Raw genomic sequence first — 22,195 nt, 5'->3', positions numbered from 1 at the left:
GTGTTCCTTAAAGCGGGCTATCCCCAGTTTGCCTTCCGGACTGTCCGGGAAATCCTTAACCACCGCATCCGGTGAGACCTGCTGACTATTCAATGGCAGTTCCCTCAGGCAGCATTCCGCTATGAAGCGCGCCAGCTCCAGTGTTGCATTGGCTTGCTGATAATCGTTGACCACGTCATCCGGTGTGACCGGCAGGCCATTCAGCATCAGCCCCCTCAGGCAACATTGCTCCTTAAAGCGTGCCAGCTCCAGTGTGGCCCTGACTGTCTGATAATTGATAACCACTGCATCCGGCGTAACCTGCTGACCATTCAACAACAGGCTCTTCAGACAACATTGTTCCTTGAATCGCGCGGCCCCCAGCTTGCCCTCCTGACTATCCGGAAAAGCCTTGACCACCGTATCCGCAGTCACCCGCTGGCCATTCAGCGCCAGGCCCCTCAGGCAACATTGTTCCTTAAAGCGCGCCAGCTCAAGTGCTGCCTTGATTGCCTGATACTTGTTAACCACTGTTTCCGGTGTGACCTGCTGGCCATTCAATGCCATGCCCCCCAGGCAGCATTGTTCACAAAAACGCGCTATTCCCAGTTTTCCTTCCGAACTTTCCGGGAACTCCCTGACCACCGAATCCGGTGTGACCTGCTGGCCATGCAATGGCAAGCCCCTCAGACAACATTCCGCTTTGAACCGCGCCAGCTCCAGTGTTGCCCTGATTGCCTGATAATCCTTAACCACTGCGTCCGGATTGACCGGCTGGCCATCCAGCGGCAGGCTCCTCAGACAGCATTCCGCCTTGAAACGCGCCATTCCCAGTTTACCTTCCGGAGTACCGGGGAATTCCTTAAGCACGGCACCCGCTGCGACCTTCCGGCCATTCAACAGCAAGCCCCTCAGGCAACATTCTGCCCGAAAACGCGCTAATCCCAGTTTATGTTCCGGGCCATTCGGGAACAGCCTGACCACTGCATCCGCTGTGACCGGCTGGCCATTCAACGCCAGGCCCTTCAGGCAACATTGTTCTAAAAAGCGTGCCAGTTCCAGCCTTGCCTTGACCGCTTGATAACACTTGACCACCGCATCTGGTGTGACCGGCTGGCCATGCAATGACAGGCTCCGATAAAAACAGTGTTCCTTAAAGCGGGCTATCCCCAGTTTGCCTTCCGGACTTTCCGGAAAAACCTTGACCACTGCATCTGGTGTGATCTGCCGGCCATTCACCGCCAGGCCCCTCAGGCAACATTCTGCCAGGAAACGCGCTATTCCCAGTTTGCCTTCCGGACTATCCGGGAAATCCCTGACCACCTGATCAGGCGTGACGTGCTGGCCGTTCAATGATATGTACCTCAGGCAACATTCCGCTTTGAACCTTGCCAGCTCCAGTGTTGCCCTGGCTGTCTGATAATCCGTAACCACCGTATCGGGTGTGACCTGCCGGCCATTCAATGACAGACCCTTCAGGCAGCATTGTTCCTTAAAACGCGCCAGTTCCAGTATTGCGTTGGCTGCCTGATAATCCTCGGCCACTGCATCTGTTGTCATCTCCCGGCCATTCACTGACAGACCTTTCAGACAACATTTTTCCTTGAAGCGTGCCAGCTCAAGTGTTGCTTTTGCCGACTGATAATCCTTGACCACCGCATCCGTTGAGACCGGCTGGCCACTCAATGGCAGGTTCTTCAGGCAACATTCCGCTTTGAAGCGTGCCAGTTCCAGCGTTGCGTTGGCTGACTGATAACCCTTGGCCACCACATCCGGTGTGACCTGATGTCCATTCAACAGCAGTCCCCGCTGGCCACATTTTGCTGTGAACCGTGCTTTTCCCAGTTTGCCTTCCGGAGTGTCCGGAAAATCCCTGGCCACCACACCCGGTGTAACCGGCTGGCCATTCAATAGCAGACCCTTCAGGCAACACTGTTCCTTGAAGTGCGCTATGCCCAGCTTGCCTTCCGGGCTATGCGGGAAATCCCTGACTACCGCATCCGGTATGACCGGCTGGCCATTCAATGGCAGGTCCCTGAGGCAACATTCCGCTTTGAACCGCGCTATCGCCAATTTGTACTTATTATTTCGATCTGGCTGTCGGCGGAATTCCTGAATGACCTGGTCCGGGGTAACTTTTTCGGTGCCATGCAGTCCGGTGCCATGCAGAATGTTCTGCAAGCAGAGTTTTTGCAGGAAGAAGCCACTTCTGAGAGACGACCTGTCTTTTCCATAGGCTGTCAGCACGGCGGCCGGGGTGATTAGACGTCCCTGTAATGGTTTTTTTTTCCAAAAGACATCCTCAATATGCTTGCCATGATCCGGGGTGGTCACTGTTCTTCGATCATGAGACTGATAATTTGAGATTTTTTTATTGTTAAATGTACTTCCAAAGCGGTTAGGTGTCCTGCTGGAACCGGCTCTTTGGTTAACCCGGTCAGCAGGTTTTGGATGGGAGTAGGTCGATGCGGCTGCTTTCAGAATAAAACCCTGCACACGTGGACTATAAATACCGCCCTTTGACCTCAAAATGATTATTAGGTTCCAGGAGAATGTTAAACACCAGTTGAGCCACGTTGCTGCCGACATCCAGAAATACACCATTGATCATGTTATTGTTACAGGAAAGTAGTTGGTCATGCAGGGCAGTTTGCCAGAAATGGGTTAATGTCCTGATAAAGTACTGGACCGGGTGAGGCGGCAATGAAGAAACTGAAGAATGAAAAAGAGCTGGTCAAGAAGGCCATTGAATATGGCATGAAGTATGGTGAAAAGCGGGGGGTTGTTGAGTTTGAGGCTACCGATTCTGCCAGTGAGAAAATCGAATATATATACCGACTGCTGGTCCATGATAACCTCATTCAGCCGCTACCGGAGGATCAGGTATCCCAGGTGACCATGAAGCATAAACTGGCAATCTGGGCATCCAGACAGAAGTTGGGTTGATTGCCAGGCGTTGATTACCAGACAAAGTTGGACTTCGCCATCTCGCCGTTATCCACCAGAATATCCTGTGCGGTCATGCTGCGATTGACGATCGCTATAAAGTAAACCCATTGTGCTATTTCTTCAGGACCGGCCCATTTGGGCAGTAGCGTTTCATCCATGATGGCCTGCCATTTTTCAGGATCGTCCATAACCGGCCTGTTCAGTTCGGTAAGCACGCCTCCCGGGGAAATACTGTTGCAGGTGGCACCGTATTGGGCAACCTGTAGCGCTGTCCATTTGGTGTAGGCGACAACCCCCCCTTTGGAGGCAACATACTCAGGAAATTCGGCACCTGAATGAGCACTGGCAGAGGCCACATTGACAATGGCCTGAATCGCCGGTTGCAGGCCGTACAGTCTGGTGCAGTTCATCACCCCGCCTAAATTGATGGCGATATCCTGTGTGGTGTTTTGTACCCCGGCATTGTTGATCAGATGAGTTACCTCCCCAATGTCAGGGAGCGACCCGGGGTTCGCCACATCGGCCAGAAAATGATGGTAACGGACGTTGTCAAGTTGGCTGGGATTAATATCGATACCCACCACGGTGATGCGCTGATCCTGCAGAAAACGCTGACAAACCGCCAGGCCAATACCTGCACTGGCTCCGGTAATGATTACTTTCATGTGCGCTCCCATATTTCCCTGACCTTGATCTTTCTGCACAGATACAGGACAGGGGTATCGCACAGGCTGGTCACCACAAAGATGCCATAGCTGGTGATGATGATACTGAGCAGGTCCGTCAACGGGAACGTCCCGTAAAAGGCGCCGAAAGTGAACAGGACTGCATTTAATAACTGGGAAATCATGGTGGACGCGTTGTTGCGCAACCACAAATAGTTCTCGGTAAATCCTGTCCAATGCCAGATTTTGTGGTAAAGCCACACATCAAAGCGCTGGGTAATGACATAAACCAGCAGGCCGGTGATCATCAGGCGGGGCGTGTTGCTGAAGATCGCCTGGATATGTGGCATGGCAAAATCCAGTGTGTTGGGCATGAAATACAGCCAGCTCTGGGAAATGGCAATAAACAGTGCCGAGGTAAAAAAACCTACGTTTACTGCGTGATCAGACCATTTTTTACCACCCACCTCACTGAGGATATCAGTCACCAGAAAGGTCGTGGCAAACATGATATTCCCCAGGGTCATTTCCATACCGAAGGCATTGATCTGCACCAGTACTTCAATATTGGCGGCCACGATGGCCAGCACGGTGTAACACAGAAGCCCTATTTTACCAAAGAGCCGGTAGGTTAAAATGACCATGCCGTAAAATAAGAAAAGCTGGCCAATCAATAGTAATTCGTTCAAGTGTACGCTCTGATCCCGGGGTGTTGTGGGTGGCGATTAACGGATGTTTCCGGTTTTTTTTCAATCTGCATATACCGCATGATGTGATTTCATATGACTAGCTACTTAAGGATGCCTGGGCTTTTTTACCTGTTGCCCTGGGATTCGAAAGGTCAATGTCCGCGGCCAGCCAGCCTGATTCCTTGAGTTTTTCCGCTCTTGCATGCATCTCAATCATCATGGCTGTGACGGGGTAATCCAGTAAATCATCGGGTCGTTTGATGTTGTGTTTTTTCAGGCTATTGATAAAGCTGAAAGATCGAAAACCACACCACGTTGAGCAGACATACAATATTCTATTGAATAATTCTGAATGTTTTTCCCGGGAAGTAATGCGTTTCAGCATTTGATAGAGTGTATGCGAAGGGGCCTGAAGGTAAATCTCTTTTTTATCAAAACCGTAATGATACACATAGTACAATAACCAGTCTGACTTCTGTGGGACGGTGTTAAATGTGATGCCTTTTATTGGACTGATGTTAACAATCAGGTTTGAAGCTTTTAGCTTGCCACTGAAATTATTGAAAATAAATTGATTGTTGGTAAGTTTCTTGAGAAACCAGGCTGAAAACTCCTCGGGTGAGGATGGTATAACGTCTTTTTTGCCAACAGAAGGCCTGGCAGCAACCGTTTCTACGGAAACTCCGCCAAACTTTTCTGCACAAAAATTAGCCAGGTTTCGTAATGTCGGCATAGTCCAGCTGGTGATTCCGGCAATGGCAGGGAGGGGGAGTTTTCCTTTCCTAAGGGCACTGATGGCATTTGCCAGTACTGCGTTGCCCTGATGATTGTTAACCAGCTTATTTTGTATGTACTCATGTAAATAGCGTAAATAGGTGTCTGGTGATTCCACAGGATTCAGCACTCTCAATACTTTAATGAGTTCACAGTCCGACAGTGGTTTTTCAGGTTTGGCTACTCTGGCCAGATGCCTGATATGGTCCGGCAGCCAAATCTCCGATGGGAAAAAATATCGCTTGCAGGGTTCAGGAAATGGGAATCCATGTTTATTAAAGCAGGTGGTTTTAATCATAATATCACGTCGTGATTCAAGTTTCGAGTTTCTTAACAACTCAAGCATAAACTGATAGTAGTCCTCTGATCCCGGATCAATAATAGAAAGATCATCATGGAAAAAAACGGTAATTTTCAAATTCATTTTCCAGGCCAGGACCCGTATTAGACTTGCTGTCCATTTATTCCTGTGTTCTGGTTTTATGGTGTCCCATGAAGGGATCTCTATATCATCTCTCACCAGTCTTTTTTTTGCGGTCGCAATGGCTCGTTGTTTTTCTCCCTTGACTTCTTTTTTTGCTTTCCCGGCGAACGTTTCAAGATAACGATAGGCAGGCAAGGCTGTACAGTCTTTGCTTTTCCTTTTCACTGGCTCTGCCTTTGCAACAGGTGACTCCTTGACAGCAGTTTCTGAATGATAGGGCGTAATTTGTATCTTTATTTTTTTATAGTCTTTACCTGTTGGTGTTATGTATTGATCCGTAATACTGCTGATAAACTGCTGCCACTGATTTCCCGGCCAATATTCATCCTGACACGGATCAGCAATGTAAATATCGGATGTTGATATATAAGACGGCTGATGATAGCTACCGTCAGCACAAAGGAGATCAGTATGGGCACCTTTGTACTGAGCTTCATACCATTGGCTGTGCATCAGTATACTCTGGCCTGAGTGATGTGGGCATACCATCAGGCATACGTGAGTAGTAGATTGATCCAGCTTTCCCTGGCCTGTCGGGGTTCTGCTTCTGAAAAAGCTGATGACCATTTTGAACAGGCTAATGGCCGGGTTGTGCAGACACAGAGAAGCCATTAAATGAGCCATCTCATCACATTGGGCCACTTTGTATTTTTTCACTAACGCCGCTATTTGAGTGGCGTAGTCTGTTTGCTGTTGCTTTAAGTCTTTAATCGGGGAAAGTCGTTGTATTAAATGATGAATCTCTGGTACCAGTAAATACGTGTAAATTTTATCAACACAGACAAGATTACCGTGGACAGGTAATCTTTTATGTTCTGGCATTTGGGTGGATTTATCAGAGTAGATGGCGTATTCAATATCCATCTTCCGAATATCAGCCAGTACATTGTTCAGTATCAGGGGAATTGAATGACTGTCAGCCCTGTGCTGTGTATCAATCTGCAGTTTACTCTTCTGAGTGTTTTGCTGGACAGGTTGATTTTTTGCAATAGTGACCTGGTATTCCGGAAGTTTTTTTTGTAGTCCTTCTTTTTTTGCAAGTTTTGCAAGTTTTGCAAGCCCTTGATGGTTTGTATAGGCCGTGTCCAGCCTGACCCTTTTTGAGGGGGGAGGGTCATGCCTCTTCTTTCTTTTGTTTTGACGGTTTTCCGGGTTCAATTGATCACCAGCGAGGCGTGTGTTGTAGTTGGCAGCAGTGGATACGTACATATTACATTCAACCTGTTAATGGCAGTGGTTCTTAATGGCAGTGATTCTTAATGACAGTAATAGTTGAGGTTCCTTAAGGTATTGGCCAATTTATTGAAATGCCTGATACTCAGGATGCATCAGCGCAAGCAGTGCTGTGATGAAGTCCTTCTTGCTGATCTCGTAATCATTCACATGCGGAGTCATTAATAGCCAGTTGTTAACTCTGTGCTCAAAGTCATGACGGTAAACATGGCTATTTAATTTCATTTGAAGATTTCGAGTCAGCGATTGGAGGCGTTGTTTTTGTGGGCAATGTTTTTGTTGATCATGTTTTTGTAGCCGGATTGTCTGGCAATCAGGCTTTGCGGATTTGCTTTCACAATGCAGAGAGATAAACTGCCTGGCCTTGTTCAGGGTAAGCAGGGAGCGCATCAGCAAGCCATAAATGTGCTCATCGGGGGTTTGCGGACAATTAAAAAGAAGGGTCCGTGGTATGGAAAATACCTCCCCTCGCTGTAACCGTTCGGTCAGCGGGTCAAGGTTATCAGCAAGGTATTCCAGCGTATTGTTCAGTAATCCGGTCTCTCCAGCAAACGACAGACACCAGACCGGCCTGTTCACGCCAGCAACGTGAAAGGCCAATGGTGCTGTATTTCCGTGTGCCAATGCGGTGTCAATAATGACCTGAAGCCCCATCGCTTTCATGCCCAAATCACCGTCATTCAGATAGATATTGTAAGTGGTTGGTAGTTTAATCGCCGGACATCCCGGGATTGGCTTGATAATGATGCTCCTGGGGATTTCTGCATCACTGCCGCTGCCCAGCGCCTGCAGCTGCCCAAAGAGTGTTCTGGCACAGTCGTCTGTCGTGCAAATAATGTCAATATCATTGAATGATGGGCAGATGCCTTGTAAAAAACGGGCGTATGAACCAGTGATCAGAATGTTGGGATCGCTACAGGCGTCATTGATTTTCTGAATAATCTCCAGTGCCTTCTGCGTTAGCACATTTAGCCGGGAAACCTGCTGTTCCGGGAAGCCCGCCTTTGCCAGGGGGGGCTCTCTACGCACCGCAACAGAAGCCATCGCAACAAAATCCCCAAATTGACTGGCAGGGGCGTACGGACGGTCACTCCTTGTGGCAACGGCATCTGCCCGATTAAACAGTACACTGTCGATTATTCCGGTCTCTATATTGGTGCCGGGGCTGTATTGTTCAAACCAGTGGCCCAGGGCATGGCGCAGCTTGCTTCCTGCTGGAAAATGCTGCAGGCAACCCAGAACCCGGCCCTTATGGATTTCTTGTCCATTAATGGACTGACCCGCGATATAACAGTGTGCCAGAAAGAAGAAATGAATACGTGAATTCTGAAATGAGTGCCTCAGGGTTTTGATGGATCGCAATACCTGTTCCGCTGACACAACCTGACGATCAATGGTCAGCTCGTGCTGCATAGCCATGAAGGTCAAAATACATTGCAGTCGATGTTGTTCATCGTCCCTGACCGATACCTTGCCGAGGATTTGCCAGGCCTCCTGAAATAAATCCCGGACTTCGTTGGTTTCATCGTACCCCCGGGATTGTTGCAACTGTTGAATCAGATACCTGGCTTGCCTTGATGAGTGATCCCCGGGTAATTCATTAAACGCAGCCAGTACACTCTGGTGATCCAGCCAGGTGTTATTCAATTCCCTTGCATTCAATGCCAGTTGAGAATAAAAAATAGCCCTTTCGAGCAACCAGCCACCGCGTTGAAAATCCTTGACCACCGCCTCCGGGGGGACCTGCTGGCCATTCAAAGCCAGGTACCTCAGGCAACATTGTTCCTTAAAGCGCGCTATGCCCAGTTTGCCTTCCGGACTATCCGGAAAACTCCGAACCACCGCCTCCGGTGTGACCTGCTGGCCATTCAACACCAGGCCCATCAGGCAACATTCCGCCTTGAAGCGCGCTATCCCCAGTTTGCCTTCCGGACTATCCGGAAAATCCTGAACCACCGCCTCCGGTTTGACCTGCTGGCCATTCAACGCCAGGCCCCTCAGGCAGCATTCCGCTTTGAAGCGCGCTATTCCCAGTTTGCCCTGTGGACTATCCGGGAAACCCCTGACTACCTCATCTGGTGTGACCTGTTGGCCATTCAACAGCAACCCCCTCAGACAGCATTTTCCCTGTAAGTGTGCTATCTCCAGTGTTGCCCCGGCTGCCTGATAACCCTTAAGCACCGCATCTGCTGCGACCTGCTGGCCATTCAGCACCAGACCACTCATGCAGCATTCCTCCATGAAGCGCGCTATTTCCAGCGTTGCCCCGGCTGCCTGATAATCCTTAACCACTGCATCCGGCGTAACCTGCTGGCCATGCAACGCCAGGCCCTTCAGGCAACAATATTCCCTGAATCGCATTATACTCAGTTTGCTTTCGGGACTGGCCAGGTAAGCCTTGACCACTGCATCAGGTGTAACTGTCCGGCCATTCAATACCAGGCCCTTCAGACAACATTGTTCCTTAAATCGTGCCAACGCCAGTTTGCCTTCCGGGCTATCCGGGAAATCCCTGGCCACCATGTCCGGTGTGACCGGCTGGCCCTTCAATAGCAATCCTCTCAGGCAACATTGTTCCTTAAAACGCGCTGACTCCAGCATTGCACTGGTTGACTGAAAATCCTTAACCACCGAATCCGGTGTAACCGGCTGGTCATTCAACGCCAGGCCACCCAGGCAACATTCCGCTTTGAAGCGCGCCATCCCCAGTTTGCCTGACGGACTATCCGGGAAACCCCTGACTACCTCATCTGGTGTGATTGGCTGGCCATTCAATGACCAGCCCCTCAGAAAACAATGTTCCTTAAAGCGCGCTATCCCCAGTTTGCCCAGCGGACTATCCGGGAAACCCCTGACTACCTCATCTGGCGTGACCTGTTGGCCATTCAACCACAGTCCCCTCAGACAGCATTTTTCCTGAAAGCGCGCCAGCTCCAGTGTTGCCCCGGCTGCCTGATAACCCTTGAACACCGTATCTGCTGCAACCCGCTGGCCATTCACTACCAGACCCCTCATGCAGCATTCCTCCATGAAGCGCGCAATCTCCAGTGTTGCCCCGGCTGCCTGATAAGCCTTAACCACCGCATCCGGCGTGACCTGCCGACCATGCAGCGCCAGGCCCCTCAGGCAACATTCCGCCTTAAAGCGCCCCAGTTCCAGTGTTGCCCGGGCTACCTGATAATCGTTAACCACCTCATCCGGTGAGATCCGCCGGTTATTCAGCACCAGGCCCCTCAGGCAACATTCCGCCTTGAAGCGTGCTATTGCTACCAGGTACTTTTTTCGGTACGGCTTCCGGTTCAATTCCCGGATGACCTGATCCGGTGTCACTTTTCTGTTGTCCAGCAGAATGTTCTGCAGGCAAAGTTTTTCCAGGAATAAGCCACTTCTGAAAGACGTTGCATCTTTTCCAAAAGCGGTAAGCACAGCAGCCGGGGTGACTTGCCGCCCTTGTAATGGTTTCCTTTTCCAAAAGGCATCCTCAATGCATTTGGGGACATCCATAGGAGCGGCTGTAACTCTATGATATTGATGGTTTGAGACCCTTTTGCCGTTAAACGAACTTCCGTTGCGGCCAGGAATCCTCCTGGCAACGGGTTGTCGGCGAACCCGGTCAGCAGGCTTTGGGTGGGCGTAGGTTGATGAGGTTGCTTTCAGAATAAAACCCTGCACACATTGGATGTTAAATAGACGGTAAATATCGCTATCTGACCTCAAAAGGATTAACAGGTTCCATTTCAGGTATGTTGTGGAACTCTTTAGAAGATGGGAGGACTGACAATTGGGGAACTAACTTTCAAATTCAGATTCTAATTGGCTTCAGGTATTCATCAGGTTAACTCAATGCAGGCAACAACATTTATTCAAACGCCTCAGGCTCTGGCTGCCGCAGTCAATGGCTTACCGGATAATCCAGAACCGGCATCTTGCCAGTTTCAATGGCTGGGGCGGACTATTACACTGACGAGCCGGACAGCCGTATACGCGACTACCGCCATGGTCACCACTTTTGCCATATATGGAGCCGCAGGCGTTGCAGGCGTTGCCACAGATGATTTCTTTCGTGGTTTCGCAGCGGGTTACCTGGGGCTTGTCGCAAGTGCTGTCGCAGGTTGTGTCGCCGAGAATGTGTATATCAAGTATTGGCTTGCAGCCCCTTCGGAGCCAATAGTACAGTTATCCCGGGATATCGCCCTTACCCCTGAAGCAAGAGATCAGAAAATAAAGTGAAATGACATATTTGCCCTCAGGCAGTGGCATTTTGCTGCTCCATCGCTGTCCTGTTCAGTAGTGTTTTCGCAAGCTGGGCTGGCTCAGGGCCAGCCCGGAGAGTCAATAAATAAAAGGGTTGCCTAATGCTTCACATGCACCGGTCAGGCCAGGGTTGTCGTGAATAATCAGGCTGGTTGGGATGGCAGTCAGGTAATCGACCATTTTATCGTTAAGGTCGAACGACGTCCTGAAGTCTGATTGGGCGAAAAACTCAGGGAAGCGTGGAATAATACCGCCAGCAATATAAACGCCTCCCTGGGCTCCAGTGGTCAGTGCCGCATTACTGGCGGCCCTGCCCAGCAGCTCGCAGAAATGCAGCAATGTCTGTCTACAGAGGGTTTCCCCAATCAGGGCCTGTGCTGTGATTTCATGATTTTTCAGTGTCTGGGTTTGGCCGGACAGCATACTGTGGGCTTCATACAGCCGTTCAATGCCAGAACCGCAGAGTACCGATTCCCAGGAAACATAGCCCATTTTTTGCTGAAGAATACCAAGAATCTCGTTGTCCATGGATGATATGGGGGAAAATGCCGCATGTCCGCCTTCCCCGGGTAAAGGCAGCCAGTGCTCACCTGCCTTCTTCAATGCAGCGACCCCAAGGCCCGTGCCTGGCCCGATAATCAGCTTTGTGGCTCCTTCAATTGCCGTTCCTTTGCCCACCCTGACCAGGGCGCTTTCCGGCAGTGCCGACAGGGCAAGCGCCTGGGCGGTAAAATCATTGATCACTTTGAATGACTGCAATTTCAGCGTGTCTTTCATTTCAGACTTATCAAATGCCCAGTGGTTATTGGTCATTTTTATCGTCTGACTACTCACAGGACAGGCAAAAGCCATGCAGGCATGATCAACAGTTACTTGCTTATCTGTCAGGTAATGGCTGACCGCATGATCCAGGTTTTCGTAGTCATTACAGGCCAGCACTTCCACAGAGTCTGTTTGCAGCCTGCCACCCAGTGAGAGGGCAAATCTTGCGTTTGTGCCACCGATATCAGCTACCAGTGCCATTGATTCATTCAATAAGGTGTTACTTGACATAATGAAGTGTGCCCAATCTGTAATGTACCCAGAGCGGAGCACCGGCTGTACTGCTATACAGGCCGGTACCTGAGGCTTTGTGGTTCTGGTTACGGGTGAAGTAGTGGACAGGATTTTACCTTACTGTTGAGCAAAAGGCGTAGTTTGCTGCCATGAAATAATTCAACAGGTTCTGTCGCTTGATTATCGGGGCAATTCCAACCAGGAGGCTATTGTTGTAGAATTGTTCAGTTGTATTACTGGTTCCTTGCAGGGGTCGGCCAGCGGTTTTTCATGGCCTTTTTATATGAACAGTATTTCATGGGCAGCTTTCATGGGAAACCATGCGCTGTCATCTCCATTCCCATTGTATTTCCAGAGCCGTCAGTGTTGGTCAGCTCTTGATGGGCAGAATTCGAGTATTGGTGCCGTGAGCACCTGAATTAGTGAGTGATATAGGGCAATGTTTGAAGTCAATCCCATTAAGGAGCGTATCAAGGACCTGACAGCGCGTACTGACGTGCTTAGGGGGTATCTTTGACTACGCTCACAAAAGTGAGCGGTTGCAGGAAGTGGAGCGGGAGCTGGAAGACCCGAACGTCTGGAATGATCCGGAGTATGCCCAGAAGCTGGGTAAAGAACGTTCCACCCTGGAAGCGATTGTTGCTACCATCGATGAGCTGACCAGTGGCCTGGGAGATTCAGAAGAACTGCTGGAAATGTCGGTAGAAGAGGAAGATGAAGAGGGTGTTCAGGGCGTTGTGGATGAACTTGACGAGCTGGCCCGGAAACTGGAAGCACTTGAATTTCGTCGTATGTTCTCCGGTGAAATGGATCCTAACAGCGCCTTTCTTGATATTCAGGCCGGCTCCGGGGGCACTGAGGCTCAGGACTGGGCCAATATGCTGCTGAGAATGTACCTGCGCTGGGGTGAGGCCAACGGTTTTAAAACGGAAATCATTGAAGTCTCTGCTGGTGAAGTGGCTGGTATCAAATCGGCAACGGTTCAGTTTAACGGGGATTACGCTTTTGGCTGGTTGAGAACAGAAATTGGCGTTCATCGCCTGGTTCGCAAATCGCCGTTTGATTCCGGTAATCGACGCCATACTTCCTTTGCTTCCGTCTTCGTATCTCCTGAGATTGATGACAATATTGATATAGAAATCAATCCGGCAGATCTGCGTGTTGATACCTATCGTTCCAGTGGTGCCGGTGGACAGCACGTTAATACCACCGATTCTGCCGTGCGTATTACCCACGGGCCAACGGGAATTGTTGTCCAGTGTCAGAATCAGCGTTCCCAGCATCAGAATAAAGACAAGGCCATGCAGCAGTTGAAGGCCAAGCTTTATGAGATGGAAATGCAAAAGAGAACGGCGGAGTCCCAGGCGATGGAAGATTCCAAGTCGGACATCGGCTGGGGCAGTCAGATTCGTTCCTATGTGCTGGATGACTCACGTATCAAGGACCTTCGTACCGGGGTGGAAACCCGCAATACCCAGTCTGTGCTGGATGGCGACTTGAACAAGTTCATTGAGGCGAGCCTGAAAAAAGGCCTGTAATTGGAAGAATATCTTATGTCTGAAGAACATTTTTTGTCAGAACAGTCACAGGCAGAGAAAGCTGCTGAAGCCCATGAAGCCCATGAAGAGAGTCGCCTGGTTACCCTGCGCCGGGAAAAACTGGCGGCCATTCGCGAAAAAGGGGTGGCATTCCCGAATAAATTCCGTCGTGATTCGCTGGCTGGCGATCTTCAGGAACAGTTCAAGGATCATGATAAGGCTGCCCTTGAAGGCCTGAACCACCACGTAAAAGTGGCTGGCCGTATTATGTTGAACCGTGGCGCGTTCATGGAACTGCAGGATATGTCTGGCCGTATCCAGCTCTATGTGAACCGCAAGCAGCTGTCGAAAGAGACTCTGGATGCGATCAAGACCTGGGATCTGGGTGACATTATCGGTGTAGAAGGTGCTGTTCAGCGTTCAGGTAAAGGCGATCTTTATGTTGATATGAGCGCTGTTCAGCTGTTGACCAAGTCTCTGCGTCCATTGCCTGAAAAGCATAAAGGCCTCACCGATACCGAGCAGCGTTACCGTCAGCGCTACGTTGACCTGATAACCAGTGAACAGTCCCGTGAAACCTTCCGGATTCGTTCCAGAATTATTCAGGGGATCCGTAACTATTTCCTGGGTCAGGACTTTATGGAAGTGGAAACGCCAATGCTGCAGGTGATTCCGGGCGGTGCCACGGCCAGGCCGTTTGTGACCCACCACAACGCGCTGGATATCGATATGTATCTGCGTATCGCTCCGGAACTGTATCTGAAGCGCGTGGTCGTTGGTGGTTTTGAACGGGTATTTGAGATTAACCGGAACTTCCGCAATGAAGGGTTGTCTACTAGACATAACCCGGAATTCACAATGATTGAGTTCTATCAGGCTTACGCGGATTACACCGATATGATGGATCACACTGAAGCCATGTTGAAGCAGCTGGCTCAGGATATTCTGGGTAAAACCGAGTTCGAGTACCAGGGGCAGATGATTGATTTTGGCAAGCCGTTTGTGCGGATGTCTGTTTTTGAGTCCATCTTGCACTTCAATCCGGATCTTGATGCCTCGGATATCGACAACCTGGGGTCAGCGACGCAGGTTGCCGGCAAGCTGGGCATTGATGTGAACCCGATCTGGGGGCTTGGCAAGGTACAGATGGAAATCTTTGATGAAACGGTCGAGCACCACTTGCTCAATCCTTCCTTCATCACCGATTATCCAACGGAAGTATCACCTCTGTCCCGTAAAAATGACGACAACCCCTTTGTTACCGAGCGTTTTGAGTTCTTCGTGGGGGGTCGGGAAATCGCTAATGGCTTCTCTGAGTTGAATGACTCTGAAGACCAGGCTGAGCGCTTCAGACAGCAGGTAGTTGAAAAGGATGCCGGGGATGTTGAGGCAATGCATTATGATGCAGACTATATCAATGCACTTGAATACGGTCTGCCGCCAACAGCCGGAGAAGGTATTGGTATTGACCGGTTGGTGATGCTGTTCACGGATGCGCCGTCAATCAGGGATGTGTTGCTGTTCCCGCACATGCGTCCTCAATAGATATTGATGCAGTGAGTTACTGGGTACACGTTGGTACTGGCCAAACATTTGAATCGTCGGCGCAGGTTATTGTCACACATTCTTTTGTGGTCTTCTTTGGCTTGGTTGATGTACCAGTGAATACCTGCTTATCTCATTTATTTTCTGGGATTCTGGTATTTCAGGATCCATGACATGAGCAGGCCAGGCCTGCTCATGTAGTATCTGAGGTGTGGAACCTGAAGTATCAATAGATACGCTTTGCTGGTGAAGTCAGTTAGTTGCCAGATGCTCTGCCTAATCGGCCTGTATAAGGATATGGGGATGACTGCCAGATATGGCAGTTTGATAATCCTGCATAGTTGCAGGACCGGTTTTCAGACGTATGGTTGATTTCTGTACTAAGATGCATGTTCAAGCAACGGTACTGGACGAACGTTATAAAACAATCAGGCAACTGTAAGGCAGTCTTAATATGGTCTCAACAATGGATTCCTCATCAGAAGGCATGAAAAGTTCTGGCAAGCACGTCGGTGGTATGGAACTGAAATATCAGGGTCGGAAAACCAGTCGTGCCAATAGTGAACAGCGTCGTCGTACGATTCTGGAGGCGGCATTAAGAATCGTTGTCAGGGACGGAGTCAGGGGAGTCCGTCATCGAGCTGTTGCCAAGGAAGCCAATGTTCCTCTTTCCGCAACCACCTACTATTTCAAGGACATTACGGACCTGATTACCGACACCTTTACTCTGTTTGTTGAGATGGGTGCCCAGAAGTTCAAGGCATACTGGGAAGAGTCTGACAGTATGCTGAAAATGGCCATGAAAGAGCTGGTGCCATCCGATAAGGCAAGTCGTCAGATATTTGCTGACCGGATCAGCGACCTGGCCATTGAGTATGTTCTGATTCAACTTTCAGAGCATCGTGACTACCTGATCGCCGAGCGTGCTTTCCAGCAGGAGTGCCTGCGAAACGAAAATCTGAGACCTATCGCTTTCAGTCACCAGAAATTCTTTCTTGATAGTCTTGAAACCTTTTTTTCAAAAATCGGCTCTAACTACCCTGAAATTGATGCTGAACTGTTTGGCAGTATTATCCTTCATGTTGAGTACCAGGGATTAATTGCAGGTTTTGAAGACGAAACAACAACCGACAGGCTAAGAGTAATGCTTAAACGTCAGATAGAGTTGATGCTGGGTATATACAACTAATGAATAGTCTCTTAATGCCAGAGGATTGGAAATTCGAGCATACCGACAGTGCTGTTATGGTCAGAGATGAACATTTGGGTAATGTCCAGCTCTTCCATGAACCCGAATACCAGAATTGCACTTGAAAAACTTGCCTCATTTGTATCACTGGATGAGGCATGATCCAGGATATACTTCTCCAGCTTACCTTTATCCAGCGACATTCTGTGTCCGGTGATTTCTTCTGCGAAACCTTCCTGAAATACCGGGCCAATACCGGTTATTTTTACGTTGTCTCTCTTCAGTTCCTTGCGAATAATGACCGGTGTTCTGCGGGCAAGATATCGTGCAAAGGTAATACCTGCTTCGAGTTCTTTTGTTGATATGGGGGATAATGAACCCGGAAAATGCGGTGGTTTGTTCTGGACAACTTCCTTCAGGTATTTCATAAAGGAAACAGAACCAAAGTCGCCTTTGTGGGTAAATGGACCTGCTTCAGGGTCCGAGATAATCAACTGAAAGCGCTCTTTCCCGATATCCCAGACAACGGGTGTTTCAGAATTGTCGGTTGCCCTGAAAGCCGAGAAAAAATCCATTCGATCCTCCTCTTCAGGGGATAGAATACGAATATCGATACCTGTTGTGCGCCGTACTTTCTGGACCAGCTCTTCAGCGTTGTGTGCCTCCCTGAAGGTATCAGTGGCAATGGCCCTTACTTTCACCGCCTTGAAATGTTCCTGCCGGGTTCGCAGTTTATGAAAGAGGCTCTGAGCCTTTTTCAGCATAAAGCTGCTGAAGAAATGGTTATCACCGGATGACAGGTCATCGTAGAAACCGGCTTCCAGAGAGCCGTAATCAAGGTGTCGGTATATTTTGTCGGTTTTTTTATTTACGTCTGCAATGGCGAAGTAAATAGTGTTGGCATTAATTTCAATGGCCATCCTGCGTTCGAGCTTTGCCATGGCTGACTGGCAGCTGAAAAGAAGGACTGCAGCCGCAGAAACGCCGATAGATGCTTTATTAAAAATTTGCATTGTATTGAAGGATGTCCATTACGAAGGTTGAATGCCCTGATTGTAATTAGTAGTTGTTGTCAGTAGGGCTGTTATTAGTAAAGGTATTGCTGTGCTAAAGTGCGTTGGCAGGCAAAGAGTGTAGTTGGCTCTTGTGCGGTTGGAGGTAAGTTATTTGTCAATATCAGTTGAACAATAGGTCAGAGTGATGCCAGACATCAAATTGGAGCCTTCCTGGAAAGCCATGCTTCAGGATGAATTCAGCAAAGAGTATATGCAGACCCTTCGCAGCTTTTTGCAAAATGAAAAGACTCAGGGAAAGATGATTTACCCCAGGGGTAAAGAATACTTCCGTGCCATGGACCTGACACCTTTTGAACAGGTCAAAGTGGTGATTCTTGGGCAGGACCCCTATCACGGGCCGGGTCAGGCTCACGGGTTGAGTTTTTCGGTGCGCCCGGAAATCGCCATTCCACCATCGCTGGCTAACATGTACAAGGAGCTGGAGTCAGATCTGGGGATTCCGCCAGCCAATCATGGATTCCTTGAACACTGGGCCCAACAGGGAGTGTTACTGCTCAACAGTGTGTTGACGGTTGAACATAAGCAGGCTGCTTCTCACCAGGGCAGGGGATGGGAGGCGTTTACTGACCGGATTGTCACCGCTTTGAATGAGCAGCGAGAGCATATTGTTTTTATTCTGTGGGGCAGCTATGCCCAGAAGAAAGGTCGCTTTATCGATACCCGTAAACACCTGGTTCTCAAATCGGTTCACCCTTCGCCACTGTCAGCCTATCGAGGCTTTTTCGGCAGCAGACCTTTTTCAAAGAGTAATGATTATCTGTCCAGCCATGGAATACGGCCTATAGACTGGCAACTGCCACCCCTGAATTGAAGGGTCAGGGGCGGTAGTACGTCAATCAGGCCTGGACCAGGTTGGTAATATGCCAGCTCTGGTTTTCTGCCCCTCCGGGATGAATCCCGCCTCGTTCGGTAGTGTTGTACCACTCACGAAAACCGGGGCGCTGTTTGTGGATAGACTCCAGTTGCTCCAGCAGATCCCTGATCGCCGGTGTTTCATCCATCTGTTTTTTCAACACATGGATAACCCGGCTCTCAATCTGTGGCCAGACCAGAAAACCCTGGCTTTTCTGCAAAAGGTCAACTTCATAATCAGAGCCCATATTGATGGGTGAGAATGCTTTCAGTCCGGCAGCGGTCAGCTGTGAGCGAATCAATTCCACCGCCGCCGGGTGATCGGCCTGATCAACCAGCCCCAGCTCAATGGCCAGCGCCAGCCCTTGCAGATTCACCTCCTTGCCCTGCAAGAAATCCTTATTCTGCTCCACCAGGGCGGGGATATAGCCCTCCGGTGGTATTGGCTGACGCTGTACCATGTGCTCAGAATTGACAAAATCCAGCGGAGCAAACTTACCTTCGGGGTAGATAAAGGTGTTTTTTATCTGTTGCCCGAATTGCTCAAGCGCCTGCTGGGCCTGCACACCGTCCTGCAGCAGGGCACTGATAAATCTGGATGCTGGCTCTTGGCCAACCTGATAATGTTTATTTAACTCCAAGGTTAAATCAGAGCCGATTTTGTCAAAGTGGCGGACCAGTCCGCTGAAACCCTGAAGCAGAAAACAAGCGTTGCTGCACAGCAGTTTTTGCACCAGGTACGAATCGAGCATGTCACGGTTATCACTGCCCTGGGGAAGTCCGGTATCCGGATCCAGCACCTGCTGATCCAGATAGACCATGGCTCGGGCCAGGCTGGGGATCATCTCCTTGACCTGGTCGACTTGTGCATCGCTGTCGGCGAGGTCAAGTAGCTTGGTAAATGAGCGGATAAAGTGAATTTCGCTGTCGGTGGTGCCCGGCGTCAGGGTGGCGAGGGTATTGTTCAAAAAGCCTCTCAGGGTATGGCTCGGCCCGGGCAGGGGAAGGCCATCTTCCTGAGCCTTTGCTGATATTTCCCGGAAGAGGGTTTTTAGTCCTTCGACCCGTTCCTTGACGACCGATGGTTCCAGGGTTCTCAGTTCTGTAGCGTCCAGTTGCGGTAATCGGCTGGCTGCGTCGGGGTAGTTGGCCTGCAAAAATGCCTGCAGCTGGTTATACCAGCCTGGCCCGCTGTCTCCGCCGAGCGCCCGCAGATAGATGAACTCACCCAGCAGCGGATCCGGAATCACTACCTGGGGTATAAGACCATTGTCGCATTGATTGATGGCCATGGTGAACAGTGAGTTCAGCAGGGCAGAAAAAGTGCCGGGTCGGGCAGTGTCCTGTTGGTTCAGAGTGTTGACCATAATGCCAAAGTCGCGCATCCAGACCGTTTGCCCGTAACGCCCGCCGAGGGAGGCTGGCAACCCCTGGCTGATCAACGTCTGCTTGAAGGTATGGGCCAGGGCCAGTTTGTCCTCGCCGCGCTGACTGTTAATGAACTGGCTAATGGCTGACTTGAGCGCCTGGGCCAGGCCCTTGTCCCGGGTCAGGCTGCCATTGGAGTACTCAACCCAGTAATCATCAACGCCTTTTTCCTTCAACGCTTCAATAACCCGCTGGCGGAAACCCGCCACTTGAGGTGTCTCGGTCTCATCGTTATCGTCAATGCCATTTTCATGGCCAAAAACCATAAGGTTGAATACCCGCTTTTGCCCGGTGGTCAATTGTTCATAACGGCTGGTGAAATCGTACCCGGCCAGGTCGTGGTCAAGGTAGTCAAGAATTTCATCGGTGACCAGGCCAGCCCGCTCGCCATTGACTTGTACCGGGACGGCAACGGACTCACCGAAAAAGCGCTGCCCGGCAATCTCCATGCAGACGCAGGCCGCATCGCTGGCTTCTTTTTTCGGGGATGCGGTGTCAATCCGCAGGCCGTTTTCAAAACTGACCAGAATCAGTGCGGATGGATTACGCTCAGGAAGGGTGGGTTTGATCAGGTCAATACGGCTTTCGGCACCCCACCGGATATCATCACCCACCGGCTGGGTCGGCGTGCGCAGTTCATTTACACCGGGCTTGACCGTAACCACTTTGCCGGGGCCGAAAATACCGGTAATGATTGTCTTGCCAACTGCCGTTTTCTGCTGGTTTTGAGTAGTAAAAACGATTTTATGGCCACTTTCGGGGAAGATACCCTGATTAACGGGAGTCATATTGGTCAGTCTGCCTCTCTGTGGGTTATTGAAACGAATATTCGGTCACTGTCAGTTATTGAAACGAACATCCGGTTACTGATAGACAGGCAATGAAGGTTATGGTTCCCTTTTATTTCTGGCTGGTTGGCAGATGGAGTGGGCATTATATTGAATGGACGTACAGATAATATGAATTATATTTGTCAATTGTCGCTTGTTTGCCCATGCGCAATGGAACCTGAAAATCATTTTGAGGTCAAACTGCGTTATTTATATTCCATGTGCAGAGTTCATGTTGAAAGCAAAAGCATCAACTTACTCCCACCGAAAGTCGGCCAGTCGGGTTGACCAGAAAGTCAGCTCAAACCGGGTTCCTGGCCACCGTGGAGGTACTTTTAACGGTAAAAGAATCTTGGAAACATCGAAGCGCGGATAATATTTCCAAAGCCATGGTCATTCTGAAAAACTGTGAGTCGGAATATAAGTAGCTAACCATAGCCCTTCCAATAATTTTGGCCGTAGTCTATCAATACTTCGGAGTTTCTGGTTATTTTGCAGGTGCTGATAACAAAGATATAGGGCCAGCCCTGGTAGAGAATCAGCGCAAAGCATGCATTGTCGTCCAGGATCGGGTCACCGTCGATGTATGTGGTGTTTGCATTAATACAGAGTGTGATATTACCGTGGCCATAGCCACAGAGATTAATCTGCACACTATCGGTTGAGCAGTTAACAGCATAACGGCCAACATTATCACCATAACAGGCTTTTTCCCTGAGAATATCTGAGCCAATACAGTAGAGTCCTGAATAAGGCGCTATGACGGTACAGGATGGGATATCTTTGGCTGCAAGAACACCGTACTGACCATGAAGTTTTTTTCGTGGATCTGAATGATGGATGGTGGTTGGCTGTAACCAGGTTTCAATGGATTTCAGGCGGCCATTTGGGCTGAGGGATAGCCAGTATTCGATGATTTTGTTCCAGTAGTCTGGTTCCAGCAAGGGGTGTTTCTCATCTTGGCTATTTAGCAGTTTTGTGAAGTTTTCAGGTAGTCGTATTTTTGTCTTTTTATTACCTTTGCTTAAGGAGTTTTTCAGAGTCTCTGCATTTTTACCCAGTGTAAATAATGGTGAACGATTATCCCAATAGTTGGTAAGGATTATTTTATCCTGCTTCTTATCTCTTTTTTTTGTTTCTTTTTTATTTTGCTGATGGCTGTTTGTAGTTTTGATAATTGTTTTTTCGAATAATTGTTGAAAAACAAATGGGGTGTGTTCCAGTTTTTGCTTTATTGACTGTAATTGGTTTTCCTGATGATCAAAGTATTTTGTAAAAGGTGATATTCTGGTAAATGGTTCTGTTTTTTTTGCAGGGTCTGTGTTTTTGTGATGGCCTAAATAACGGTGTCTGGTTTCCTGGATGGCTTGTTTTCTTGATGTCAGTAAGGTTTCTGGATTATTTTCTCTTGCCTCTGACGTTGGAAGGGCTTTTTTGTTGTTAATGTTTTGTTGAGTATCAATATAAAGAGACTCTTGCTTTGGTGGCTGAGGTGTTTTTATTGTTGTGTTTATTGGGTGACTCATTATTATTGCTGTTTCATTTTATGGGGTCGGATTATTAAATGGTTGGCATTTTATCGTGTTCATTATTTTTTTTCAAATAGGCTTTGTTTTTTTGGTTTTATGGTTTGCTGGTTTAATTGATGTTAATT

General features: G+C 49.2%; 15 protein-coding genes. 6 read left to right on the top strand and 9 right to left on the bottom strand.

The window, feature by feature from the left end:
* Positions 1-2,475, bottom strand: a 2,475-nt coding sequence (locus KDK13_RS16655; RefSeq protein ID WP_257286110.1) for a hypothetical protein, incomplete at its 3' end; no start/stop codon positions are given.
* Between the two features lie 207 nt (positions 2,476-2,682).
* Between KDK13_RS16655 and KDK13_RS16650 the strand changes: the two genes are divergently transcribed.
* Entirely contained in the window at positions 2,683-2,925 is a 243-nt protein-coding gene (locus KDK13_RS16650) for a DUF5062 family protein (RefSeq protein ID WP_257286109.1), read from the top strand.
* A 14-nt stretch (positions 2,926-2,939) separates the two neighbouring features.
* Here the strand turns inward: KDK13_RS16650 and KDK13_RS16645 are convergent, their stop codons facing one another.
* From KDK13_RS16645 to KDK13_RS16630, 4 genes are all read right to left on the bottom strand, one after another.
* A complete protein-coding gene (locus KDK13_RS16645; RefSeq protein WP_257286108.1) occupies positions 2,940-3,593 on the bottom strand; it encodes an SDR family NAD(P)-dependent oxidoreductase in 654 nt (217 codons plus the stop codon).
* Positions 3,590-4,282 (bottom strand): queuosine precursor transporter, encoded by a 693-nt coding sequence (locus tag KDK13_RS16640; RefSeq protein WP_257286107.1) that lies wholly within the window; start codon positions 4,280-4,282, stop codon positions 3,590-3,592. Before KDK13_RS16640 ends, KDK13_RS16645 begins: the two co-directional genes overlap by 4 nt.
* A gap of 97 nt (positions 4,283-4,379) precedes the next feature.
* A complete protein-coding gene (locus KDK13_RS16635; protein ID WP_257286106.1) occupies positions 4,380-6,749 on the bottom strand; it encodes a hypothetical protein in 2,370 nt (789 codons plus the stop codon).
* A gap of 90 nt (positions 6,750-6,839) precedes the next feature.
* The gene (locus tag KDK13_RS16630) at positions 6,840-10,277 is read right to left on the bottom strand and encodes a hypothetical protein (protein ID WP_257286105.1); all 3,438 of its coding nucleotides are present in this window, start codon (positions 10,275-10,277) and stop codon (positions 6,840-6,842) included.
* Positions 10,278-10,616: 339 nt separating this feature from the next.
* Here KDK13_RS16630 and KDK13_RS16625 point away from each other — a divergent pair, with 339 nt between their 5' ends.
* Complete coding sequence (locus KDK13_RS16625; RefSeq protein WP_257286104.1) at positions 10,617-11,003, top strand: hypothetical protein; 387 nt, start codon at positions 10,617-10,619, stop codon at positions 11,001-11,003.
* Between the two features lie 102 nt (positions 11,004-11,105).
* Here the strand turns inward: KDK13_RS16625 and glk are convergent, their stop codons facing one another.
* Complete coding sequence (glk, locus tag KDK13_RS16620; RefSeq protein WP_257286103.1) at positions 11,106-12,050, bottom strand: glucokinase; 945 nt, start codon at positions 12,048-12,050, stop codon at positions 11,106-11,108.
* Between the two features lie 472 nt (positions 12,051-12,522).
* On the opposite strand from glk, the gene prfB reads away from it, so the two are divergent.
* The 3 genes from prfB (at position 12,523) to KDK13_RS16605 (ending at position 16,355) form a co-directional block, all read left to right on the top strand.
* Positions 12,523-13,621 (top strand): peptide chain release factor 2 gene (prfB, locus tag KDK13_RS16615; RefSeq protein WP_257286102.1). Its coding sequence is split into 2 segments (ribosomal slippage): positions 12,523-12,597 and positions 12,599-13,621, totalling 1,098 coding nucleotides; the frame shifts between segments, so codons are not numbered across the junction.
* Positions 13,622-13,636: 15 nt separating this feature from the next.
* Positions 13,637-15,166, top strand: a complete 1,530-nt coding sequence (lysS, locus tag KDK13_RS16610; protein WP_257286101.1) for a lysine--tRNA ligase — start codon at positions 13,637-13,639, stop codon at positions 15,164-15,166.
* Positions 15,167-15,632: 466 nt separating this feature from the next.
* A complete protein-coding gene (locus KDK13_RS16605; RefSeq protein ID WP_257286100.1) occupies positions 15,633-16,355 on the top strand; it encodes a TetR/AcrR family transcriptional regulator in 723 nt (240 codons plus the stop codon).
* A gap of 11 nt (positions 16,356-16,366) precedes the next feature.
* Here the strand turns inward: KDK13_RS16605 and KDK13_RS16600 are convergent, their stop codons facing one another.
* A complete protein-coding gene (locus tag KDK13_RS16600) occupies positions 16,367-17,296 on the bottom strand; it encodes a hypothetical protein (protein ID WP_257286099.1) in 930 nt (309 codons plus the stop codon).
* Between the two features lie 259 nt (positions 17,297-17,555).
* Between KDK13_RS16600 and ung the strand changes: the two genes are divergently transcribed.
* Complete coding sequence (gene ung, locus KDK13_RS16595; RefSeq protein ID WP_257286098.1) at positions 17,556-18,242, top strand: uracil-DNA glycosylase; 687 nt, start codon at positions 17,556-17,558, stop codon at positions 18,240-18,242.
* A 25-nt stretch (positions 18,243-18,267) separates the two neighbouring features.
* Here the strand turns inward: ung and KDK13_RS16590 are convergent, their stop codons facing one another.
* Together KDK13_RS16590 and KDK13_RS16585 are read right to left on the bottom strand one after the other, a co-directional pair.
* Positions 18,268-20,499, bottom strand: a complete 2,232-nt coding sequence (locus KDK13_RS16590; protein ID WP_257286097.1) for a hypothetical protein — start codon at positions 20,497-20,499, stop codon at positions 18,268-18,270.
* Positions 20,500-20,969: 470 nt separating this feature from the next.
* Entirely contained in the window at positions 20,970-22,067 is a 1,098-nt protein-coding gene (locus KDK13_RS16585; RefSeq protein WP_257286096.1) for a hypothetical protein, read from the bottom strand.
* Positions 22,068-22,195: the final 128 nt, after the last annotated feature.

The sequence above is a fragment of the Endozoicomonas sp. SESOKO1 genome, from assembly GCF_024606265.1.
Taxonomy (GTDB): domain Bacteria; phylum Pseudomonadota; class Gammaproteobacteria; order Pseudomonadales; family Endozoicomonadaceae; genus Endozoicomonas.
This window is presented reverse-complemented; position numbering and strand designations above follow the sequence as displayed.

Bases quoted from the DNA above. Each gene is read 5' to 3' on its own strand.
- KDK13_RS16650 (WP_257286109.1), top strand. From the start codon at position 2,683: ATGAAGAAACTGAAGAATGAAAAAGAGCTGGTCAAGAAGGCCATTGAA.
- KDK13_RS16645 (WP_257286108.1), bottom strand. From the start codon at position 3,593: ATGAAAGTAATCATTACCGGAGCCAGTGCAGGTATTGGCCTGGCGGTT.
- KDK13_RS16635 (WP_257286106.1), bottom strand. From the start codon at position 6,749: ATGTACGTATCCACTGCTGCCAACTACAACACACGCCTCGCTGGTGAT.
- KDK13_RS16630 (WP_257286105.1), bottom strand. From the start codon at position 10,277: ATGGATGTCCCCAAATGCATTGAGGATGCCTTTTGGAAAAGGAAACCA.
- KDK13_RS16625 (WP_257286104.1), top strand. From the start codon at position 10,617: ATGCAGGCAACAACATTTATTCAAACGCCTCAGGCTCTGGCTGCCGCA.
- glk (WP_257286103.1), bottom strand. From the start codon at position 12,050: ATGGCACTGGTAGCTGATATCGGTGGCACAAACGCAAGATTTGCCCTC.
- lysS (WP_257286101.1), top strand. From the start codon at position 13,637: ATGTCTGAAGAACATTTTTTGTCAGAACAGTCACAGGCAGAGAAAGCT.
- KDK13_RS16605 (WP_257286100.1), top strand. From the start codon at position 15,633: ATGGATTCCTCATCAGAAGGCATGAAAAGTTCTGGCAAGCACGTCGGT.
- KDK13_RS16600 (WP_257286099.1), bottom strand. From the start codon at position 17,296: ATGGCAAAGCTCGAACGCAGGATGGCCATTGAAATTAATGCCAACACT.
- ung (WP_257286098.1), top strand. From the start codon at position 17,556: ATGCCAGACATCAAATTGGAGCCTTCCTGGAAAGCCATGCTTCAGGAT.
- KDK13_RS16590 (WP_257286097.1), bottom strand. From the start codon at position 20,499: ATGACTCCCGTTAATCAGGGTATCTTCCCCGAAAGTGGCCATAAAATC.
- KDK13_RS16585 (WP_257286096.1), bottom strand. From the start codon at position 22,067: ATGAGTCACCCAATAAACACAACAATAAAAACACCTCAGCCACCAAAG.